This window comes from Legionella londiniensis (assembly GCF_001467825.1).
Lineage (GTDB): Bacteria > Pseudomonadota > Gammaproteobacteria > Legionellales > Legionellaceae > Legionella_A > Legionella_A londiniensis.
The window spans coordinates 53,100-73,049 of record NZ_LNYK01000019.1 but is presented as its reverse complement, the minus strand read 5'-3'; the positions used below and the strand labels follow the sequence as shown (position 1 = coordinate 73,049).

The window sequence follows — 19,950 nt, the reverse complement described above, 5'->3', positions numbered from 1 at the left end:
TCTTCCTATCCATTAAGTAAGCATCATTTCCGTATGGAAAATTGTAGGGCGCGTTGACAATTGCCCCAATAAAAATTATTGCATTTCAATACGGCATAAATTTTGAAATTCACAGCGTTCACAAATGGTTTTTCGCTTGGGTCTTGGGGCACAAAAACCGCTTTGGAATTCAGCGGCAATCCGAGTGAGCTGCGCATGCCAGAATTGCTGTTTATCTTCGAATCGTTCATCTTTTTTAATGGCTGAGATGCCTTGCAAAGAGAGTTTGTGTGAGCTGATTCCGCTGCAGGTTAAAGTGCCTGCCTTGAGCTCTAAGAACAAAAGAGTGCGAATATCCTTATCAAGCAGCGCATAGAGTAAAAGCTGCGGTTCCTCGGGACGTTCTTCATTCCAGGGCTTATAGGCGGGTAAAGTGGTTTTATAATCTATTACCCATTTTTCATCACCGACCGTATCAATGCGGTCAACTCGAATATTAAATTCAATTCCGGCAAGATGCATCGTGTAAGTTTTTTCAAGAGCATTGATCTCAAAAGGGGGGCGTTCCTTTTCCCATTCAAGATTGGCTTTAACCAGCGCCTTGAGTCTTGATATTTCTACTTCTTGAATGGCTGGCGGATAGGTGTGCCGATGGGCTTTAAGATATGGAGCCAGGGCTTCATGGATAATGCGCTCTATGCAATTTTCCAGTTCTTGCGGACTGAAGGCAAACAGCGCTTGTTGCGATTTTAGGGTCTGCCAGAGGTTTTCCATGATTTGATGCATAAGCTGGCCGCGTTCTTGATGGTTAAAACCAAGCACAATTTCTGGTTCTTTGACGGCATGCAGCCTATGGGCTGCAAACGCACGAAAAGGGCATTTGGCCTGGTTGGCAAGGAGCGATGTTCCGCCGGTTGCCGATTCATCATCTTGCAGAGGCAGATAGTAAGGTTCTTCCTGTTTGACCAGGGCTCGCCGGCCAGAGTGGGAAAGAGGCAGGGGTTGAAAAGGAGCGCAATCTCCAAGTAAAGGGCTCGGCAAATTTGGCGTATCACCTGTCAGGCGCGGGTAACTGAATACTGAGTGCTTACTGCCGCAGCGCAAGCGGCTTAACATATCCCGTGCGAGTTTTAATTCCTGTTCAGGCAAGGCATGAGGCATGCGTTTTTCGCGTTGCAAGTCATAGGGGATAAAGGCAGAAAGCCTTGTCTTTTGCGGCAGGCATTGATCAGTTAAGCCGGAAACCCAAATGCTGTCAAAAGTGCTGCCGACAGCCTCAAGTAAACCAAGGATCTGTATGGGAGAGGCGTCTTTTCCTGGTTGAAAAATTGTTTTTTTAAGCAGTTCCTCAAAGGCTTCAAGAGCTTTTGTTTTCGAGAGAGTTGTGTAAATGAGAGATAAAGGCAGTAATTCATCAAATAGAACAAGCAGCCGCTGCAAGCATTGATAAGTTGCAGACGGCAATGGATAGTCGCCTGGGAATCCCAATTCCGCGAGTCTCTTTTTAAAAAGAAATATCCATTGTGGAATGGCAGCTTCATTGGGAAACTCTGTCATATTGACAAGTATGCTGGCAAGCACAGGCGCTTTTTGGCTTATGACTGGGAGAATATCTGGTAAAAAAACAGCAGGTTCCTTGAGCAGGCTGCAGTTCTCAATGAGTTCTGCTCGCGCCAGAAGCTCACTTTGGCCTCCTTTGAGATAAGGGCTATATAACAATAATTTCGCGCGATGAACAGGAATCGGTGACGTGTTATCCAGCGTTAAAAATGCGAGCGCATGGGCTGCGACCGGGAATTTCAGCATTGCTTCGCCAAGAGAAATATTATACTGATGCCCTTCTAAATGTCTTGCCAGCAGACGATTGATGCGATGAGACGCTCCTTCAAGATCAGGAACAACCACAGCAATGCGTTGTTCATTTTTGGCAAAGCGCGCTTTAAGCCATTGAATGATTTGCATCCATTCATCTTGCTCGTCTTTTGCGCCATAGAGTAGCGGAGAGGAAGGTTCGCCTGCCAAATCATAACAATATTGTTTGCAACCCAGTTTTTTTAGCGATCGTTGCAGCATAAGCTGTTCGGGTGTGTAATCGTTAAACGAAACCCAAATGAGTGCCGGGATGGCGGGAAGATAATGTCCCTGTACAAGATAAGAGACAATTTGTGCCGCACTGATTGCCCCAAGCTCTTTTAATTTATTTTGAAAGACGAGGCGCCATTGTTGAAACCGCTCTGTTTGTGGAGAATGCAAAAAGCGTGGTTCTTTGACCTCAATATCCCATTGTTGGCAGCGGGAACAGGCTTCTTTTATTTCTTCTATCAAACCGGGTTCAGGCGAGTGCGGTGTTTCTCCTTCCAAAATTAAGCGCCATAGATGGCTTTCCTGCATGTCATTCAGGACAATGGGATGAGAATTTTTCGGGAATTTTTGCAACGCGGTCAGGTAAAGCTTTTGCAAAAAAGCGGGATAAGCAAGGCAAAATGGCTTTTCAAGAACCCCTGTTGAGCGGGCCTTGAAATAATCCTGTATTAATTGCTGACTCAAGCGATTATTAGGTGTAATGACGTATGCGCCATCGCTTATATGGGCAAAAAGTTCCTGTGGATTGTCTATGATTTCATCGATCATAAAAACTGTCAGCGTTAAGATTGATTATTTTTTTCTTCTTCAATAGTGACGGTTGCCTGTCCATACTTTGGGGTTTTGTGCTGTATGACTTTTTCTTGGGGAGATTTGCGGCGTTCATAGCGGGTGCGCAGCAAATAATTAACCAGAAAGCCTCGTAAATAAAGCGCCGCAAGTCCTGCAAGAATGGCAAGCCATAAGCCGACAAGTATAAAGCTGTAAAACAAGATGAGTAAATATAAATAAAGTAAATGTTTGAAGCTTACATCTGCGAGATGTGCTTCATGGTGATATTTGAAGAGAAAAAGAAAGCCTAAATCGTAAACGGGCAGGGCAACAAGCACCATAAAAAAAGCCAGCCAAAAAACACGCATGCGGTAAGGTTTTTTACTGTGGACAATCTTTTCCCCAAATAAAGCGCCAAATATGGCGGCTATGATGACAGCCAGAAGGATGCCCTGAAAAACCGGCAACAGCTGCTCAACTCCTAAAGCATAGATAACCGTATCAAGGATAATGGTGGCAATGATTGCCAGAAGACTGAAGTAAATTGCCGATAATAAACGAGGATTGGAGAGGGTTAAGGCTTCTTCTTCATGATTATTCGTCATCTTTGCATCCTTTCAAAAATTCCCCGTGTTAATGCCTGCCTGGAAATGCAGATGCTCTGCAAGCCAGCTGCCATATCCTTATGGTTTTAATCCATCCCTGGATGCTCTTGCGAAGTCATCTGCATTTCCAGGCAGGCATTAAGATTTGCGCATATATTTAAGCTTAGACCATTCTTGTGATTTTGCATTTTAAAAGGCTACAGAGTTTTAAAAATTACCATATTATATTATAATAAAACACCTTGATGATTTTATTTTTTGGAAATATATGCCGAGCATGCCTGTTGAGAGTTTAGAAATAAACGCCCAGCCTCATGAAAGTGTTGAGAACCTTATCCAAGAGTTAACCGATGCGGTTGAGAAATTAAATGACGCTAATTGGAAATCCTCTTTTGAAGCATTAATACGCCAAATCAATTTCCAAATTTTTAAAAATGCTCGTGACGATAGAAAAAACCAATCCTTAATTCCATTAATTAAAGATTCCCTGACTCTTATTCAACAAAAAAACTCCTGTGAAGATCCCACCTTCCTTGAGGTGGATGTACAAGGGCAAATCAAAGCCGTTCATGCGTTTAAACAAAAATACGGAAGTTTCACTGGCTCCCCGGAGATAAAAAAAGCGATCGAAGGCGTCATTCAGACAGGCTATGAGATGCTTGGGTATAAACCGAAATCATATAAATGGCTGGTTCGGCCGGTGCTTGAGAGCATTGCTTTTATACTGGCAGCAAGTCTTGGGATGGTGACAGGCGGCATATTGGGCACGGCGCTATTCCCGGGACTTGGCACGGGCTCTGGAATATTGTTAGGACTTGCCTTCGGCGCAGCCTTTGGTGTTGAAGCATTGGGAATTTCCCATCTCTGGTTTGGGAGCAGTTTCGGCAAAATAATCGGTGGGATTGTCTCTCTGGCTGGCAGCACGGGCATTGGATCTGGAATTGGCGCCATTTTAGGTTCACTGGCATTCCCTGTTGTCGGGACCGGAATTGGCGCCGCGATTGGTGCAGGGTTTGGGGCTGCCGGCGGCATTTTCCTGATAGGGCTTTCCCGTTTATGGGCAGGGAAGGGCAAGATAAACGAACATTTTGGCTTTCTAGCCACAACGTTATCAGCCTCTGGCATAGGTGCCGGAGTTGGGGCATTGCTTGGAACGTTTGTTTTTCCTGGCATTGGCTCGGTTCTCGGCTCGCTCATCGGCATGGCTTCAGGTTTGGTCTTGGGCGTTACCTTAACCGGCATTGCCAAAATAACCAGAGGCTACACCAAGCATGAACGTTTTACCGGTTTTTTAATATCCGGTATTGCCACAACTTCTACTGGCGCTATTATAGGTGCTTTACTTGGAGGTTTTGCATTTGGTATGGGCGCAATCCCAGGTGCGATTGTCGGCGGCGCTGTTGGTTTTGCGGTTTCAGCAAGCGTTAAAATCATAGCGGATATTGTGATTTATCTCACGGCTAAAAATGAGCCAATTCATTTATTTCCTGAAGATGATTCCCGGTTTGGTGTACGCGATAGCACCAATTCCTTTGCTTATTTGGGCGAAATATTCCGGGATAACAACCACGATTTGAATTTTGGTTCTGATGACGATTTGCAAGTGGGCACGGAAAACAAGTCTGATGATGAAACTAATTCAAATGATGAATATGATGAATATGATGAATATGATGAAAATCACATCCTGACACCAACTGTTTCTCCAAGAAACGAAGTTTGAGCATTCAGCCATGGATGGCCATTCCTTCTTTCAGCTTTCCTCTCTCTTTTTTGCTAAATTATCTACACTTAATGTATTAACGCTAAAAATAAGGTTAATAGATGGATATTATTCCGTTTTTAAAACTGATGGTGGACAGGGGGGCATCTGATTTGTTTTTCAGCGTAGGAGCGCCTCCACATATCAAAATTGAAGGGATCACTTCTCCTCTCGGAAAGAGTGAACTTAAACCCCAGCAGATGGCAGAAATAGCCAAGTCACTGATGAGCGATGCCCAGCAGAAAGAGTTCGAAGCCAACCTGGAATTAAACATGGCCATTTCGGTCGACAATGTTGGCCGTTACCGGGTCAATGTGTTTCGTCAGCGCGGTGAAGTGGCGATGGTTATTCGTTATATCAAAGGGACTATCCCCTCTATAGAAGAATTGAATCTGCCCAAAATATTGCGCACAGTGGTGATGGAACAGCGCGGCCTTGTTCTGGTAGTGGGCGGTACCGGTACTGGTAAATCGACAGCGCTTGCCTCCATGATTGATTACCGCAACAGCAATGAGCATGGGCATATCCTCACAATCGAAGATCCCATAGAATTCATCCACCGCCACAAAAAATCAATTGTTGATCAGCGCGAAGTGGGCATTGATACGCTGAATTATGACAATGCCTTAAAAAATGCCATGCGTGAGGCGCCTGATGTGATTTTGATTGGAGAAGTCCGCGATCGCTCAACCATGAAGCATGCCATTGCCTATGCCGAAACAGGGCATTTATGCTTATCGACGTTGCATGCCAATAATGCCTATCAAACCATGGATCGGATTATTAATTTTTTCCCTGAAGACGCAAGGCATCAATTATTGCAGGATTTATCGCTTAACCTGCGCGCCATTATCTCGCTGCGTTTGATTCCTGGTGTAGAAGATAAACGGGTGCCGGCAGTAGAAATTTTGCTCAATACCCCCTATATCAGTGACTTGATTGAAAAAGGCAAGATTGATGAAATCAAGGATGTCATGGCAAGGAGTACCGAGCAAGGGATGAAGACTTTTGATCAAGCCCTCCTTGATTTGTATAAAGCAGGAAAAATCAGTAAGGAAAATGCAATCCGCTATGCTGATTCCAGAAATAACGTCAGTTTACAAATTCGATTGTCCGAAGAAGGCGGAATTGATCATGAATCAGACTTAAGTTATGAAAAAGATGATACCGATAAATTTTGAAAAATCCCTGTATTCCCTCATACGGCCTGCGGTCTAATCCCGTTGTGACGCCAGCATATTCAGTAGCCTGGAGGCGAAGCTGAAATTCATGAAGCTTGCCCGTCTTAGGCCGTTTCTATGCCCCTTCGGCAAATTTTAAATATTTGGCATGTAAATTGATAACTTTCATCCGCAATTCTTCCAGTGAGCCGTCATTGTGCAACACATCATCTGCATGAGCCAGATGCTTTTCTTCACAGGCCTGGGCCTGTAAGATTTTCAAGGCTTCTTCTTTTGGGCAGTGATCTCTTTTTTCAATGCGTTTGAGTTGCAGATCTTTGGGCGCCTTGATAAATAATATCCGGTTTAAATAAGGATAGTCAGACCGTTTGGGAAGCAAGGGGATTTCAATGATGCAGTAAGGGCCTTGTGCCGTCTGCACCTGTTGTTTAATTTCTTTACGGATAAGCGGGTGCAGCAATTCTTCGAGCCACTTTCGCTCTTGCGGATAGTTAAAAATGATCTTTCTGAGCTCGGCACGGTTTATTTCTCCTGATTCGTTTAAAACTGATCTGCCAAAATGCTGAACGATTTCTTTCGCGGCCGGCTGATTTTTAGAAGTTAACTCTTTCGAGATTTGATCAGCATCGATTATTGTTATGCCAAGCTTGGCAAACTGTCTTGCGACAGTTGATTTTCCGCTGGCAATATTTCCGGTTAAAGCAATAGTGTACACAAATAATCCTATTCGCCTGGGGTCTGCAAATTTTTGCAGGTTAACAAATTAACATAACAACTGTTAGGAATGTCACTGTGTTTTTCGCAATAGGCCTTGGCTCCCAAAACTGCCTGATTACGCTCTGGATAGGCATCACTAACCCAGGATTTTGCCTTTTTATCCATGGCTGTGCATTGCCAGCCGTGTTGCGCAATACCCCCTTTGATAATGTCTTCACAGTACTCATTGGCGGTTTTACAGGTTTTGGGAAATTGGCTTTGTTTTTTACATCCTTCATAGGCAGTATTCATAGCGACCCGTCTATATGGGCTTTTGGCTATCCATTGATTATTTTTACTGTCGTATGCCTTACAAAGCCAATAGCTGCCTGTGTCCTTCATGGTGACACCGGCTGCAAGCAAAGCAAAGGATGCAAGGAGCATCGGAACAAAGCACAATTGCCGGCTATCCATGATTAACTCCCTTTATGAAAGATTGTAATTTATTTAGATTCATAGCCTTCGCAAAATACCAACCCTGCATAAGATGAACGTCATTTTCCTGTAAAAATTGCACTTGTTCCTCGGTTTCCACGCCTTCTGCAATAATATTTAATTTGAGATTTTTGGCCATGTGGATAATGGATTGATTTAAACTCTCGGTAATTGCCCCGGTGCCAATTGCCTGAATGAACAATCGGTCAATTTTTAGGTAATTAAACGGAAAATGCTGTAAATAGCTTATGCTGGCGTGTCCTGTGCCAAAATCGTCTACAGCCAGCAAAAAGCCGGCTTTGCGTAAAGCTTCCATGCGATTGAGCAAGACTGCATCATTCCTTATCAACAAATCACGTTCGGTAATTTCAAACATAATTTGCTCCGGCGATATCCCGTATTGTTTATATAGCTTATAAAATGAATCAAAAAAATGCTTGTCTTTAAAATGAATGGCAGAAAGGTTAAAGCTTAAATAAAAATTGGCATTATTTTTCAATAAACTTTGGCCATCCTGAAAACTTTTTTCAATTAACTGCAAGGTGATAGGGATAATCAACCCGGATTGTTCGGCATCCTCAATAAACAAGTCAGGCAAAATGACTTCATGCTCATGAGACTTCAAGCGGGTCAGCACTTCGGCGCCACAGCAAATCCCCAGTTTTTTATTCATGATAGGCTGATATACCGGGTAAAATCGTTCGTTTTTAATTGCAGTTTTGATGGCGCGACGCAGCGAGAAACGCTTGTTAACCCAATGCCTTAACATAAAATAAATCATGATTGCCAGGACAAAAAGCAAAAGCGCCAGCAGTCCTTCCTCACGCCAGGCGCTTCGTTGCAGTTTCTCGGGGAGCGCTGACATATAAAGGTCAACATCATCAAGAGTAGATAATTTTGTTTTGATGGCATGCGGTTGGGTGATATCGGGCAGCTCGGCAAGGTTAGGATATTCAGTTTTCTTTGCAATCGGGGCGGGCTGCTCTCTCTTTTGTTCAAGATACAAAATAATTTTCTTTTTGTTGTTGTCAAACAGCCACACTGATTGAATCAATCTTGAAGAAGTTCGCAAATGCCTCGCCAGAACTTCTTCCAATACATACACTTGCAGATAATAGTTGCCGAGACGTTGCTGAAAAAGGAAAACAGGGAGATCAAGTCCGCTGATACTCAGCGGACCATCCATCGCGAACGCTGCTTTACTCTGAATTAACAAATGATTTTTAAGCTTGATGGAACTGCATATTGGTTTTCCAGTTTTATCTTTGATGGCTAATGCAGAAATCTCCGGATGGTTAAATACCAGATGTTGCAAATCTTCTTCGGTGCATTCCCGGTAATTTTCATCATGAATCGGCAAGCGATAAACGGATTGCATAAGCGATTGAATCAGTCCATCTATCTGATTGCCAGCTTTTTCTACGGTGTGCAACAAATTTTGCTGAAATTTTAACTGGCTGACTTGCCAATTTGAGTACAATAAAACAATAAAGAGCCCTATTGTGAGCGTTCCCCATGAAATATTCAGTATTAAAAAAGCATGGGAACGCTTTTTTTTATGATCCTTCATGTATTATCCATAATCAGGCTTTATGTCTTTTTTGATAGACGGCATGAATAGAGTCTAAGGTGATTTCTGCCAATTTATCAATGGTATCATGCTCTATGGTTAAGGGCGGCAGCCAATAGATGGTATTTCCGAGAGGGCGTAAGAAAGCCCCGCGTTTTAGCGCTTCCTGATAAATTTCAAAGCCGAACCGTTCATGCTCTGTGCATTCCAGATCGCCTGCTACCCAGGCGCCAAGAGATCGAATATTGCTTAATTTGCCTGATTGTTGAGCAACTGAGGTGAATCGCTCACATAAATAACTTCCCGTCTCATTTGCTTTTTCGATAATCCTGTTCGATTGCATAAACCGTATTGTTGCCAAAGCAGCGCTGACGCCCAGGGGATTGCCGCTATAGGTATGGGAATGCAGGAATGATTTCCCTGAATGATAATCATCATAAAACAACTCATAGACTGGATTGTCAATAAGAACAGCGCTTAAGGGAATGCTGCCTGATGTTAGCCCCTTGGAAAGACATATGAAATCAGCATTGACTTCTCCATGCTCCAGAGCCAACCAGGTTCCGGTTCGCCCAAATCCGGTCATAATTTCATCAGCGATTAGATAAACCTCATTGCGCTTGGCCCATAATGCCAGTTTTTTCAAAAAATCCGCGCTGTAGCACAACATGCCTCCTGCGCCCTGGACTATAGGCTCAACGATAATGGCACAAAGCTTCTCTTTGATTGGCTCGAGAAACAGCAGGGCTTTTGCCCATTCACTGGAGCTGTCATGCCAGAGCGGGTCGTCTTTGCCGGTGACGTAGGGAATCGATTGTAAAAAATGGCAGTTGAGGCCAAAGTGCTGGAATGGTTTTTTGTAGATCCCCACATCGCTCACGCTTAATGCGGCTAATGTTTCACCGTGGTAACCATTCTTTAATGAGGCAAATTCAAGCCGCCTATTTTGTCCTTTATGCTGACAGGCTTGAATGGCAAGCTTCATAGCAATTTCAACAGCGCATGAGCCATCGCTCGCAAAAAAGACGTGTTGCCTTTTTGTGATGGCGGATAATGTTTCTGCCAGTTCTATGATTTTTTCGTTCGTGGAATTGGCGGCAATCACGTGTTCAAATGATAACAATTGCTGCTGAATGGCTGAAATGACTTCAGGGTGACCATGCCCCAATGATTTGCACCACCAGCTTGATATGGCATCAATTATTTTGCCTTGATTGGTATGCAAATAGCTTCCTTTGGCATCGTATACCACAAACGGCGGGAAGTGCTCAAAGTCTTTCATCTGCGAACAAGGATGCCAGACATGTTTTAGATCCCGTTGAATCAAGCGCTCAATGTTAACCATGATTGAAAAATTTAGTTGACATAAAATGGTGCGACTGTATCATACCCTGCATAGAAAAATCCACAGGAAGCACAATGGCTAAGCAAAGCTTAAGCAAAGAACAAGTCGCAGCAATTTATGAGCAGCCATTTCATGAATTGCTGTATGAAGCTCATACAATTCATCGGAAATACCATAACCCCTTAAAGATGCAGTTTGCTACATTGCTGAGCATCAAAACAGGAGCTTGCCCGGAAGATTGCAGTTATTGTTCACAAAGCGGTCATTACAAGACTGAAGTAGAAAAAGAAAAGCTGCTGTCTTTGGATGAGGTGCTGGACAAGGCGAAAGAAGCAAAAGCAAACGGCGCAACCCGGTTTTGCATGGGAGCTGCCTGGCGTTGTCCGCCGGAAAAAGCCATGCCAAAATTGGCTGAAATGATTGCCGGGGTAAAAAAGCTCGGCCTTGAAACCTGCATGACTTTAGGCATGTTGAGCGAAGGGCAGGCATTGAAGCTTAAAGAGGCAGGTCTTGATTTTTATAATCATAATATTGACACCTCGCCTGACTATTATGAAAAAATCGTCTCTACCAGAAAATTCAGCGACCGGCTTGAGACCATCCGGCACGTAAGGGATGCCGGTATAAGTGTTTGTTGCGGAGGAATTTTAGGGCTTGGCGAGAGCCGCATGGACAGGATTGAATTTTTATGTACTCTCGCCAACCTTGATACGCCTCCTGAAAGTGTTCCCATCAATCGCCTGATACCGGTAGCAGGCACACCGCTTGCTGATGCAAAGCCTGTTGACGGTATTGAGCTGGTGCGTACCATTGCAACTGCCAGAATCTTGATGCCAGAAAGCATGATCCGTTTGACCGCAGGCAGGGCAGAAATGAGCGATGAGCTGCAGACGCTTTGTTTTTTTGCCGGAGCCAATTCAATTTTTATCGGCAATAAGCTTTTGACAAAAGAGAATCCCGGATTTGATAAAGATCATGCCCTACTTGCAAGGCTTGGCATGCACGGCGTTGAGGAAAGCAGCTGACTTTATGCTGGATACAAAACTCAATCAGTTAATAAGCCAGCAGCAGAAACTGGGATTGTATAGAAAATGCAGATTTTCTGCATCCGGCAAACAAACAATCAGCTTCAGCAGTAACGATTATTTATCGTTACGTAATGATGCACGCATCAAAGCTGCTTACTGTATTGGCGCAAATAACCTTCCGGCCGGTAGTGGCGGCTCCATGCTGCTTGGGGGATACCATCCGGTTCACCGCGAGCTTGAGCAAACTTTTGCAAAAGCATTAAAAGTGGATGCCTGCCTTTTGTTTACGTCGGGCTATGCGGCCAATTTAAGCGTTGCCCAACTGTTAGCCAGCATCCAGGCCCATGTGCTGATTGATAAGGCAGTCCATGCGTCTGTTTATGATGGCCTAAAATTTGCTAATGCTGAGTATTCCAGATATTTGCATAATGATCTGGACGATTTTTGCAAAAAAATTAAGCAAATTCCTGAAGGATCAGTGATAATGACCGAGAGCGTATTTAGCATGAGCGGGCAGAAAGCGAAACTTCCAGAAATCGCGCAAATAGCTCGAAGCCGCGGCATCAAACTCGTGATCGATGAAGCGCATGCATTTGGTGTTTTTGGCGAGCAAGGACTAGGCTCTGTCGTTGAGTCTGGATTATCGCAAAATGAGGTTCCCTTGCGGGTGATACCGTTTGGAAAGGCAATGGCGGCATCGGGTGCTGTCGTAGCCGGGCAATCATTATGGATAGAAGCGCTTCTGCAATGCGCAAGGCCTTATATCTATTCCACAGCTTTGAGTCCAGCCTATACTTATGGCCTCCTTGAAACATTAAAGATTGTGCAGCAAGCAGATATGCAGAGAAAGAAACTCTTAACTTTGGTGGATTATTTCAGACATGCCATAAGCCAGTCTCCACTCAAATGGCGGAATTCCAATACCCCAATCCAACAGCTTCACCTTGGCTGCCCCAGACGGGCTGTGAGCTATGCTGACATGCTGCAGAAGCAGGGCATAATGTGTTTCCCCATTCGTCAACCCACTGTCAACAAACAGGAGACTGGATTGCGGGTTATTTTAAATTACAATCATACTCCAGACGACATTAACCTTTTATTTTCCAGTCTGCATCATCATGAACGTTAATTTGACTATACATGGCCAAGGCAAGCCTTTGGTGTTTTTTCACGGATGGGGATTTGACAGTCATATTTGGCATCCCTTGATTGCAAAACTTGAAAAGCATCATCAACTTTTTCTAGTGGATTTGCCAGGTTTTGGCCTGACACCATCCATGGCATGGGAACAATTCAAGTTTTCATTAACCAGAGAGCTGCCCAATCGATTTGCGCTTGTTGGCTGGTCCATGGGAGGGATGTTTGCCACGCGCTTAGCGCTTGAAGAACCGCAGATCGTCACTCATTTAATGAATGTTACGACTTCACCCCGGTTCATCAAGGATATTGGCTGGCCGGGTGTTGATAAACGAATTTTTCAAGCCTTCTATCAAAACCTTACCCAAAATCCTGAAAAAGGGCTTGCCCAATTTATTAAATTGCAATTGCAGGGGCAGACGGACGTTGTGGTTAACGCCCATCCTCCTGCGCTTGAAGGATTGCAGGCTGGATTGGAATTGCTCCTGCACTGGGATTTGCGTCAGGATCTTTTTTCCCTTGATATCCCTGTTTGCTATCTATTTGGCCGTTTGGATGCCATAACGCCTTATTTGACCATGTCTGCCATGGGTAAGATTTATCCCCAATTCAGTTATATTCTTTTACCAAGGGCAGCACATGCTCCTTTTTTATCGCATCCTGATCAATTTATCGCTGAACTTGAGAAATTTTTATGGTGAAACGTTTTTTTATTACCGGCACTGACACCAATTGCGGAAAAACTTATGTAACCTGCCAATTGCTTGATTATTTAAATAGCAAGCAACAGGCAGCTGCGGCCATCAAACCTGTAGCCAGCGGTTGTGTGTGGGAAAAGGGAGAATGGCAAAATGAGGATGTCAGTCTGCTGAATCAGTTTACAAGGCATCCCGTGGGGGATATATGCCCATGGCGGTTAAAAGAACCCGTGTCGCCGAATATTGCAGCAAGTCGCGAGGGCAGGGCTTTGTCTGCGCAAAAAATTGCTGAGTTCTGTCTGAAAGATGATTTTTCCCATTTGGATTATTTATTGATAGAAGGTGCGGGGGGGCTCATGGTTCCCTTGAATGAGCAGGAAACCTGGCTTGATTTTTTAGAATTGACCAATATTCCTGTTATCCTGGTAGTCGGTATGCGTCTTGGATGCTTGAATCATGCACTCTTGACTGCTGCTGTGATGCAGCAACGCGGTGTGGTATGTGCTGGTTGGGTCGCCAACTGTCTTGAAGCGGATATGTCGGCATTGGAAGAAAATATTGAGATTTTATCAAAAAAATTAAGTTTTCCGCGACTTGCAATCATCGGTCACGCAGTGAGCAAACCCGAGTTTTTTTGGATTTTCCCTGCTTTTATCCGTAATCATGAATAAGCCTTGCTGGAATCGATTTGGATACGCTCGAATCGTTATTCTTATTGTTTTAGCAATGAATTGTCAGCTATAATTCAGTTATTTTATTGCGTTGCCATTAATCAAATTGTTAATCGCGTTGGCAATAATCAGTGTGCTATCAAGTAAATAAAAACAAGCTTACTTGAGAGAATGGGAGGTTCTATGCCAATTTATGAATATCAATGCGCTTCATGTTTACATAAATTTGAATTAATGCAAAAAATTCATGATGATCCAGTTAAAAAATGTCCAATTTGTTTTGAAGATCAAGCCCAGCGTTTGGTATCTGCTGCAGGATTTCAGCTTAAGGGAACAGGCTGGTATGTTACGGATTTTAAAAACAAGGATAAGCCTGAAAAAAAAGCGGATAAAAAAGATGCAACGCAAGAGAAATCTGGCGAGAAAAGCAGTGATAAGCCATCTTCTGCTGAAAATACAAGCAAAAAGAAAGGTGAAACCGATTGAAAAGTAAATCGATACGCAGTTATCTTCTTGCCGGATTGGTTGTATGGTTACCCATTCTGGTTACCTTTGTCATTTTGCGTTTTATTGTTGATTTGCTCGATCAAACGATGGCGCTATTACCGAGGGCTTATCAACCTGAGCAATTGATTGGTTTTCATCTGCCGGGGCTCGGCGTTGTGTTATCCTTGTTGTTGCTCGTTATAACCGGTTTGCTGGCAACCAATTTTTTAGGGCAACGGCTTGTTCGCTGGAGCGAATCCATATTGGCGCGCATTCCTTTGGTACGCTCTATATATAATGCCGCCAAGCAAGTCATTCATGCTATTTTTGCAACCAACAGCGAGGCGTTCCGCAAGGTGCTTTTGGTAGAATATCCACGAAAAGGAATGTGGAGTCTCGCATTTCAAACAGGCATTACAACAGAAGAGGTCAATCGCCATACAGGAACCGAGATGCTTTCCATCTTTGTCCCAACGACACCCAATCCTACATCTGGTTTTTTGATGGTCATCCCTAAGTCTGATGTGATTGAATTGTCAATGACCATTGATGAGGCGTTGAAGTTTATTATCTCCCTGGGAGTGATGCAACCTTTGTCACCTGAGGCATTTGAACTTAAACATTCACCTTCCAAATAGGCTGTATTATGAGATCGCATTATTGCACTGATATAAATGAAACAATGGTTGGCGCTGAAGTCAGCGTGTGTGGCTGGGTTCATAACCGCCGCGATCACGGCGGTGTGATTTTTCTTGATATTCGCGATCGTTCAGGCTTATTGCAGGTGGTTTATGAGCCCCAATATGAAGATGTTTTTGCTGTCGCTGAAAAGCTCCGCCATGAATATGTGGTTCGAATTAAAGGACAGGTAAGGCATCGCCCGCAAGGCATGATTAATGAAAAAATGGCTACAGGTCGTGTCGAGGTACTTGGAATAGAACTGACCATTTTAAATCAGGCGCAAACACCGCCTTTTTTGCCTGATGAACACCAGAATGTGAGCGAGGATTTGCGTTATCGCTACCGCTATATTGATTTACGCAGGGCAGACATGCAAAAAAATCTCATTGTCCGCCATCAAATGATCCGATGCATAAGAAATTTCTTAAATGAACGAAATTTTATCGATATTGAAACTCCTATGTTGACCAAAGCGACACCAGAGGGCGCCAGAGATTATCTCGTGCCTTCGCGCATTCATCAGGGAGAATTTTATGCATTGCCGCAATCTCCCCAATTGTTTAAGCAATTGCTGATGATGTCGGGCTTTGATAAATATTATCAGATTGTCCGTTGTTTTCGTGATGAAGACTTACGCGCTGACCGGCAGCCGGAGTTTACCCAGCTTGACCTGGAAATGGCTTTTATTGATGAGGAAGCCATTCTCAACCTGATTGAGGGTTTATTAAAAGCGGTCTTTTTTGATGTCTTGCAGGTTGAATTACCGGAAACGCTCCCGCGCATCACATATCATGAAGCAATGCGCCGTTATGGCAGCGATAAACCCGATCTTCGCATTCCACTGGAATTGGTTGATATCGCCGATTTGGTTATGGACTGTGATTTTAAAGTATTTTCATCTGCAGCAAACGATCCTGAAGGCAGGGTTGCAGCCATCAGGCTTCCTGAAGGGTGCCGGCTAACTCGCAAAGAACTTGATGATTACGGTAGATTTGTTGGTATTTATGGCGCAAAAGGACTTGCTTACATTAAGGTCAATGAATTGGACCGGGGCATTGAGGGGCTGCAATCTCCAATCCTGAAATTTTTAAGCCAAGAGACTGTATTTGCGATACTGGATCGCCTGCAGGCAAAAACCGGCGATGTCATTTTCTTTGGTGCCGATAAGGAAAATATCGTCAATGAAGCCTTGGGGGCCTTAAGGGTTAGACTTGGGCATGATTGTGATTTGGTGGCCACCGGCTGGCATTTGCTTTGGGTAATTGACTGGCCTATGTTTGAACTCGACTCCACAACCCATAGGTTGCAATCCTTGCATCATCCTTTTACCTCACCGCGCAATTTATCCATTGAGGCATTGAAGCAAAATCCGCTTGGCACCTTGGCCAAGGCTTATGATATTGTGATAAATGGTTATGAAATTGGAGGCGGTTCGATCCGTATCCATCAGCCGCAATTGCAGCAGGCGGTGTTTGAATTGTTAGGCATTGGGGAACAGGAAGCGAAGGATAAATTTGGCTTTTTGCTGGATGCGTTGCAATATGGCTGCCCTCCTCACGGCGGAATTGCCCTAGGCATTGATCGATTGGCAATGCTTTTGACTGCTTCTGATACGATCCGCGATGTTATTGCTTTTCCCAAAACGCAATCTGCTTCCTGTTTGCTGACGGATGCTCCGGCTCCCGCAGGCAATGCGCAACTGACCGAACTGGGAATACGCTTTGCGACCGCTACGAAGTCTTGATTCAAGTATGCTGAAAACGTCTTCATGGTTATTGTGGAGGCGTTTCTTTTTATTGTTGCTTTTGCTGCTGTTTTCTGCGTACGGCTGGTCTCTTTCGCTTAAATCAGATAAGAATAATCAATTTATTGAATATCTGGCCCGTGAACAGGCTGATTTGACCCATGCCATTCAAGAGGCAAAGCAATTTTCTCCTCCAAAAGATAAAAAAGATGTTACTGTCAAAAAACAGCAAAACGAATTAATGCTGACACTTATACGGGCCAAAATAGAAAATCTTCAGGGATTTTTGGCTAATCATCAGGACCAGCAGCAAGATTTACTGCAACGTCTTAAAAAATTACAGCAATTGCCTTTGGAAAAACACGAAGAACGGATTGATGAGGAGCAAATCAGCCAGATTAATGAACATCTGTCAGAAAACAAAAAAGCCCTTGATCTTATCTCAGACAATCTTTCATTGGCTGATCAATATCGCAAAGCGCTGGTTGAGGTCCAGCGCCAACTCGATTTGTGGCAGGCGAAGTTTGAGGTTCAGGATCGCTATGCCCAGTTGAATAAACGCATCGAGGATCTTGAATCGGCCAGAAATAAAATCTATCAAAAAAATATTCGCTTGCAGGAAGAAAAAAAAGCTGATGCCGGTTTTAATGAACGCATCAATTATGAAGCTAAAATCTTGCTTAATAATCAGGTTATTATTCTCATTCAACATCGAATTACTGAATTGCAACTAAGAAAAAATCTCATTCAGTTTGATTATAAGCTTCTTGAAAATCAAGATGTGAAATCAATTCAATCGATCATCGACTCCTATAAAAGCGCAATTGCCGAGCTTGATTCCATGAGTGAATCTTTAAAAAAAATGGCGGATTTATTAAAAAGCGAGCGTATTCTGGCGCAAAGTGATCAAAGACAGCAACTGCTCAATTTGCAAAAAACCATAGATACCCGGTTGCATGAAATTGCTGCTCAGAAAAAAAATCTGCAAAAAGAATTGGGATACAGGCAGCAACAGTTAAAAAAAGTCATCTCAGCTCGCCAGACCCTTTCAGATTATCATCTGGACAGCCTGCCGGGCATCTTCAAGCAGTTTCTCTCCATTCCAGCGCAGTTATACAATTATTTGAAATTATTGACCCTGAAAGTTAAGGAAAAATACCTCTGGCAGGATAGTCTGCAAAAGAGCTTTTTTTGGATGGGACTCATTTTGATTTTAGTGTCTGCGATTGTTTTAAACCGTTTGCTGAAAGCGATAACCCAGGACAAGGCACGTTCAAGACTTTCTGCGCACTTGTATGATGGCGTCCTGATATTACTGCATCGGAATATTTACCAGTTAGCTGGAATTGCGCTGATTGTCGCTATTTTTTTCCTTAACGGAATTTCTTATTCTAATTATCGGTTGCTTATCAATTTATTATTGGTGTGGCTTGTCTTTCGCAATTTAATTCTAATAGCACGATTGACTCTGCTGGAACGAATCAGCGATGCATCAGGAAAAGATGTGCGTCTTTATCACAGATTACGTTGGTTATTAACGGCAGGCGGATGGACGACTGCCTTGATGGTATTCAGCCATCAATTGCCCTTGCTTCCTATCATGCAGGATCTTTTTAATCGTTTATTCATGTTGTTTTTACTTGCGCTCGCCGTTGTGATTTGGAAAAGCAAAGATTTAATTCCTCATTTGCTGCGCCCCATCCTTAAAGCCAAAAAGCGATATATTAAAAATGCCGTCAAACTGTTAATTATTCTTGTGCCAATGACGCTATTGACCACGGCATTGTTTGGGCTGGCAGGTTATATGAATCTGGCCTGGACAATGAGCTGGTATCAAATGTATGTATTGATGGTTATTACCGGCTATATTTTAATGCGCGGGATTTTTATTGACGCGCTTGAGCTGTTATCCGAATGGATGATTTCTTCCTTGCGCAATGGGTGGTTATGGATTGAGGTCTTTTTGAAACCTCTGGACAAGATCCTTAAAGTTTTGCTTCTGGTGCTAAGCGTTATTTTGATTTTTCAGCTCTTTGGCTGGTATTACGACTCCTGGGTCATGGAGCGCTTAAAACAATTTAGTCACTATCCTTTTGTCAATGTTTCAGGCATTCGTATTACGCTCATCAGTACCACGGAATTTATCATACTTTTATTTATTTTCTTATGGGCTGCGAAGTGGACCAGGGAATTTTGCTATCGCTGGTTATACCGTAACGCCCGCGATGCGGGCGTTCGTAACAGCCTTTCCGTATTTACTCAGTATGCTGTCATTTTAATTGGAAGCTTTATCACCCTTAGAGTCCTCGGAATTGATTTCAGCGGGATGTCCATGATTCTTGGGGGACTCGCTGTAGGGATGGGCTTTGGCTTGCGTGACTTTGCCAGCAACATCATTGGCGGCATCATGCTTTTAATTGAGCGGCCGGTACGGGAAGGGGATTTAATTACGCTTGGCGAATATGAAGGGCGTGTGGCCCATATCGGCATTCGCTCTATGAGGGTGTCGTCATGGGACAACATGGAGGTTTTAATACCCAACGCAGAAACATTCAATAAGCCTTTCACCAACTGGACCCACCAGGATAATATTGTGCGTACAGTTATTCCGATCAAGGTGAACCGCTGTGATGATCCTTTGATGATTCAGCAGTTGATTCTGGATGTTTTAGCGATTATTCCTGAAATTTTAAGTGATCCGATGCCGCAGGTTTTTTTAAAGCAAATTGATGAAGCGTTAATTGAATTTGAGGTACGCTATTTTATCAATGTGCAATTGCATACCCGTTTTGAAGTGCGTTCCAAGGCATTGTTTGCAATTACCGCCCAATTCAAAGCAGCAGGCGTGAAGCCGCCAATTCCGCCATTCAGCGTTGAGCTGAAAGAAAGCCATGAAACCTGTGATGACGATAGACATAAAAAACTTTCAAAACGAGAATGAACTGTTATGTGCTTGCCAGCATCTGGAAGGAATGAGTTTCTCCCAACTGGCTGCTTTTTTAAAGTTACGTATACCTGAAAATCCCCTGCGCCGAAAAGGCTGGGCAGGGCAGGCAATTGAGCTGGCACTGGGTGCGGCAGCGGGCAATAAGGCTGCCCCTGACTTTTGCAACCTTGGTATTGAGCTTAAAACCATCCCCATTAATCACCTGGGAAAACCCGCTGAATCGACCTATATTACCTCTATTTCCTTGCTCAAAATTCATCAGGAAACCTGGCTTACTTCGCAATGCTATGC

17 protein-coding genes are annotated in these 19,950 nt (G+C 43.6%); 11 read left to right on the top strand and 6 right to left on the bottom strand.

The annotated features are described in order from the left end of the window. Positions 1–75: 75 nt before the first annotated feature. Complete coding sequence (locus Llon_RS08110; RefSeq protein ID WP_058529568.1) at positions 76–2,610, bottom strand: PD-(D/E)XK nuclease family protein; 2,535 nt, start codon at positions 2,608–2,610, stop codon at positions 76–78. Positions 2,611–2,624: 14 nt separating this feature from the next. Then, complete coding sequence (locus Llon_RS08105) at positions 2,625–3,218, bottom strand: hypothetical protein (protein ID WP_065238302.1); 594 nt, start codon at positions 3,216–3,218, stop codon at positions 2,625–2,627. 268 nt (positions 3,219–3,486) lie between these two features. On the opposite strand from Llon_RS08105, the gene Llon_RS08100 reads away from it, so the two are divergent. Then, positions 3,487–4,941 carry a hypothetical protein gene (locus Llon_RS08100; RefSeq protein WP_058529567.1) on the top strand — a complete coding sequence of 485 codons (1,455 nt, stop codon included), beginning with the start codon at positions 3,487–3,489 and terminating at the stop codon, positions 4,939–4,941. A 101-nt stretch (positions 4,942–5,042) separates the two neighbouring features. Continuing rightward, complete coding sequence (locus Llon_RS08095) at positions 5,043–6,161, top strand: PilT/PilU family type 4a pilus ATPase (RefSeq protein WP_058529566.1); 1,119 nt, start codon at positions 5,043–5,045, stop codon at positions 6,159–6,161. A 115-nt stretch (positions 6,162–6,276) separates the two neighbouring features. Here Llon_RS08095 and coaE read toward each other — a convergent pair whose 3' ends face one another. From coaE to bioA, 4 genes are read right to left on the bottom strand one after another with little or no spacing between them, the layout of a single operon-like run. Further along, a complete protein-coding gene (coaE, locus tag Llon_RS08090) occupies positions 6,277–6,876 on the bottom strand; it encodes a dephospho-CoA kinase (RefSeq protein ID WP_058529565.1) in 600 nt (199 codons plus the stop codon). An 8-nt stretch (positions 6,877–6,884) separates the two neighbouring features. Beyond that, a complete protein-coding gene (locus tag Llon_RS08085; RefSeq protein ID WP_058529564.1) occupies positions 6,885–7,331 on the bottom strand; it encodes a hypothetical protein in 447 nt (148 codons plus the stop codon). Beyond that, the gene (locus Llon_RS08080; protein WP_058529563.1) at positions 7,324–8,922 is read right to left on the bottom strand and encodes an EAL domain-containing protein; all 1,599 of its coding nucleotides are present in this window, start codon (positions 8,920–8,922) and stop codon (positions 7,324–7,326) included. Before Llon_RS08080 ends, Llon_RS08085 begins: the two co-directional genes overlap by 8 nt. A 13-nt stretch (positions 8,923–8,935) precedes the next feature. Beyond that, positions 8,936–10,267: an adenosylmethionine--8-amino-7-oxononanoate transaminase gene (gene bioA, locus Llon_RS08075; RefSeq protein ID WP_058529562.1), complete on the bottom strand. Its 1,332-nt coding sequence runs from the start codon at positions 10,265–10,267 to the stop codon at positions 8,936–8,938. Between the two features lie 74 nt (positions 10,268–10,341). Between bioA and bioB the strand changes: the two genes are divergently transcribed. From bioB to Llon_RS11765, 9 genes are all read left to right on the top strand, one after another. Beyond that, positions 10,342–11,292: a biotin synthase BioB gene (bioB, locus tag Llon_RS08070; protein ID WP_058529561.1), complete on the top strand. Its 951-nt coding sequence runs from the start codon at positions 10,342–10,344 to the stop codon at positions 11,290–11,292. Positions 11,293–11,296: 4 nt separating this feature from the next. Continuing rightward, the gene (locus Llon_RS08065) at positions 11,297–12,424 is read left to right on the top strand and encodes an aminotransferase class I/II-fold pyridoxal phosphate-dependent enzyme (protein WP_058529560.1); all 1,128 of its coding nucleotides are present in this window, start codon (positions 11,297–11,299) and stop codon (positions 12,422–12,424) included. After that, on the top strand, positions 12,414–13,133 hold the full coding sequence (locus Llon_RS08060; RefSeq protein WP_058529559.1) for an alpha/beta fold hydrolase: 720 nt from the start codon (positions 12,414–12,416) through the stop codon (positions 13,131–13,133). The genes Llon_RS08065 and Llon_RS08060 overlap by 11 nt, the downstream gene beginning before the upstream one ends. Next, positions 13,130–13,801, top strand: coding sequence for a dethiobiotin synthase (gene bioD, locus Llon_RS08055; RefSeq protein ID WP_065238307.1), 672 nt, complete (start codon positions 13,130–13,132; stop codon positions 13,799–13,801). Before Llon_RS08060 ends, bioD begins: the two co-directional genes overlap by 4 nt. Positions 13,802–13,984: 183 nt before the next feature. Continuing rightward, positions 13,985–14,287 carry an FmdB family zinc ribbon protein gene (locus Llon_RS08050; protein WP_058529558.1) on the top strand — a complete coding sequence of 101 codons (303 nt, stop codon included), beginning with the start codon at positions 13,985–13,987 and terminating at the stop codon, positions 14,285–14,287. Beyond that, positions 14,284–14,925: a DUF502 domain-containing protein gene (locus Llon_RS08045; RefSeq protein ID WP_058529557.1), complete on the top strand. Its 642-nt coding sequence runs from the start codon at positions 14,284–14,286 to the stop codon at positions 14,923–14,925. Before Llon_RS08050 ends, Llon_RS08045 begins: the two co-directional genes overlap by 4 nt. 8 nt (positions 14,926–14,933) lie before the next feature. Next, a complete protein-coding gene (aspS, locus tag Llon_RS08040; protein WP_058529556.1) occupies positions 14,934–16,712 on the top strand; it encodes an aspartate--tRNA ligase in 1,779 nt (592 codons plus the stop codon). A gap of 7 nt (positions 16,713–16,719) precedes the next feature. Next, complete coding sequence (locus Llon_RS08035; protein WP_058529555.1) at positions 16,720–19,653, top strand: mechanosensitive ion channel domain-containing protein; 2,934 nt, start codon at positions 16,720–16,722, stop codon at positions 19,651–19,653. Positions 19,654–19,684: 31 nt separating this feature from the next. Continuing rightward, a partial coding sequence (locus tag Llon_RS11765; RefSeq protein WP_420324214.1) for a MutH/Sau3AI family endonuclease occupies positions 19,685–19,950 on the top strand: 266 nt, incomplete at its 3' end.

Excerpts from the sequence above, each read along its gene's own strand:
- Llon_RS08110 (WP_058529568.1), bottom strand. The coding sequence starts at position 2,610 with ATGATCGATGAAATCATAGACAATCCACAGGAACTTTTTGCCCATATA.
- Llon_RS08105 (WP_065238302.1), bottom strand. The coding sequence starts at position 3,218 with ATGACGAATAATCATGAAGAAGAAGCCTTAACCCTCTCCAATCCTCGT.
- Llon_RS08100 (WP_058529567.1), top strand. The coding sequence starts at position 3,487 with ATGCCGAGCATGCCTGTTGAGAGTTTAGAAATAAACGCCCAGCCTCAT.
- Llon_RS08095 (WP_058529566.1), top strand. The coding sequence starts at position 5,043 with ATGGATATTATTCCGTTTTTAAAACTGATGGTGGACAGGGGGGCATCT.
- Llon_RS08085 (WP_058529564.1), bottom strand. The coding sequence starts at position 7,331 with ATGGATAGCCGGCAATTGTGCTTTGTTCCGATGCTCCTTGCATCCTTT.
- Llon_RS08080 (WP_058529563.1), bottom strand. The coding sequence starts at position 8,922 with ATGAAGGATCATAAAAAAAAGCGTTCCCATGCTTTTTTAATACTGAAT.
- bioA (WP_058529562.1), bottom strand. The coding sequence starts at position 10,267 with ATGGTTAACATTGAGCGCTTGATTCAACGGGATCTAAAACATGTCTGG.
- bioB (WP_058529561.1), top strand. The coding sequence starts at position 10,342 with ATGGCTAAGCAAAGCTTAAGCAAAGAACAAGTCGCAGCAATTTATGAG.
- Llon_RS08065 (WP_058529560.1), top strand. The coding sequence starts at position 11,297 with ATGCTGGATACAAAACTCAATCAGTTAATAAGCCAGCAGCAGAAACTG.
- Llon_RS08060 (WP_058529559.1), top strand. The coding sequence starts at position 12,414 with ATGAACGTTAATTTGACTATACATGGCCAAGGCAAGCCTTTGGTGTTT.
- Llon_RS08050 (WP_058529558.1), top strand. The coding sequence starts at position 13,985 with ATGCCAATTTATGAATATCAATGCGCTTCATGTTTACATAAATTTGAA.
- aspS (WP_058529556.1), top strand. The coding sequence starts at position 14,934 with ATGAGATCGCATTATTGCACTGATATAAATGAAACAATGGTTGGCGCT.
- Llon_RS08035 (WP_058529555.1), top strand. The coding sequence starts at position 16,720 with ATGCTGAAAACGTCTTCATGGTTATTGTGGAGGCGTTTCTTTTTATTG.